Raw genomic sequence first — 1,719 nt, forward strand, 5'->3', positions numbered from 1 at the left:
GGAGTTCATCGCCAAGGCCGTTCAGGATTGGATCGCGGCGGTGGGATCAGCGACCGCCTACATCGAGCCGGGCAGTCCGTGGGAGAACGTCTATTGCGAGAGCTTCAACGCGAAGCTGCGGGATGAACTCCTCAACGGCGAGGTGTTCTACACCCTCAAGGAGGCCAGCGTCGTGATCGAGCAATGGCGTAGGCACTATAACAACATCCGGCCGCACTCGTCGCTCGGCTACCAGCCGCCTGCGCCCGAGGTCGTCATCTGGCCAACCGAACCGAGCGGCTCAGGGCCGCTCGCTCACCCCGCCATCGTCACGCGACTGACGATGCACTAACTTCGAACCTGGGCCACCGAATGGGGGCAGGCCAGTTCGCCTTTCGTAATCAAGAAGCACTACGTTCGGCCGGACGGGACCACGCGGTGGGTTCGCAACAACGTCTCCCTCGTCCCTGACGCGCAGGGAACCCCTGAATTCATCACGGCCATCAGCGTTGACATCAATCACGAGAAGGAAGCGCAGCTAAAACTGGCGCGGCAGGCGGAACGGCAGAGCCTGGTGGTCAACGAACTCAACCACCGAGTTAGAAACACGCCCACAACAGTCCAGGCACTCGCCGCGCAGATCGTGCGGCGGGACCAATCTAACCCCGAGCAGGTCTATCAGGCCTTTGTCGGGAGGTTGATGGCACTCGCGAAGGCACACGATGTCCTCACGCGCGAACAGTGGATCGAAGCCGACCTTTCCGGATGTGGTCGCCGGAGCTGTCTCCCCCTTCCAGGGCAACCAGATGCGCATCGCGGCGGAGGGCCCTTCGCTAGCCGTCTCCCCGAGACAGGTCCTTGCCTTGTCCATGGTGCTGCACGAGCTCGGCACACACGCGACGAAGTATGGCGCCCTGAGTTCTGCCAACGGGCGCGTGACTGTCTCATGGACGACGGGTGACGACTTAGTGGTAACGTGGGTCGAGGCTGGCGGTCCGCTGGTGCAGCACCCTACTCACCGGGGCTTTGGCTCACGCCTCTTCGAACGAGCTCTGACGAACGAGCTCGGCGGTAGAGTGGAGCTCGTCTTCGAGCCGAGCGGGGTGAAATGCGTCATTTGCACACCGCTTGAGGCAACCAACAACCTTACTGGGTCGGCGTGAGGCCACCTACCTGGCTTACCTCCAATCGATGACTCAGGTTGGAAGTTCGTGCATCGTCGGTTGTGTGACGATGGCAGGGCGAGCGGACGGCACCGATCAGCTGCCTGTTTGATGGACGCCAGTCTAATCTATACCATTGGTGACACAGATGGGCTCGAAGCTGTCCTACATCGCGATTCAAGCGAACGTCCGGTTTCTCGACGTTCCTTTTTGATAGCGCACGGTCGTAAACCCACCAGACCCGGTCGTGGAGCTGACGGGCGAGTTCCGACCTAACGCAGTCGTTCACGTGCAACCGTGCGGATACCGAAAGCAGACGTGTGTTCCGATGATAATCTGGTAGTAATGCGCCCATTGCAGCCATTGAATTTTCGCGGGCGGTATCTGATAAGAAGACGTTTTTCTGAGAAAATTTTACCGAATTTGAATGCGCCCTACCGTATAAGGGTTGGTTAGGTGTTTCGTTAGTCCCGGGCCAATGCCAGGGACCGCCGGCTACAATACCAGGTGTCACCGCCTAATCTAAATCTGCACCGATCTTTTGAGCGATTGAGAGTCTGGCCTGCCTCCTGAAAAG

Annotated in this window: 2 protein-coding genes; both read left to right on the forward strand. The window is 59.3% G+C overall.

Going from position 1 to position 1,719, the window contains the following annotated elements; all coding sequences use genetic code 11:
* Positions 1-331, forward strand: a 331-nt coding sequence (locus tag MFF01_RS21950; RefSeq protein WP_238228586.1) for an integrase core domain-containing protein, incomplete at its 5' end; no start/stop codon positions are given.
* A gap of 48 nt (positions 332-379) precedes the next feature.
* Positions 380-940, forward strand: a complete 561-nt coding sequence (locus MFF01_RS22190) for an HWE histidine kinase domain-containing protein (protein WP_353959557.1) — start codon at positions 380-382, stop codon at positions 938-940.
* Positions 941-1,719: the final 779 nt, after the last annotated feature.

Source organism: Methylobacterium adhaesivum (assembly GCF_022179065.1).
In the GTDB taxonomy this organism is placed as follows: domain Bacteria; phylum Pseudomonadota; class Alphaproteobacteria; order Rhizobiales; family Beijerinckiaceae; genus Methylobacterium; species Methylobacterium adhaesivum.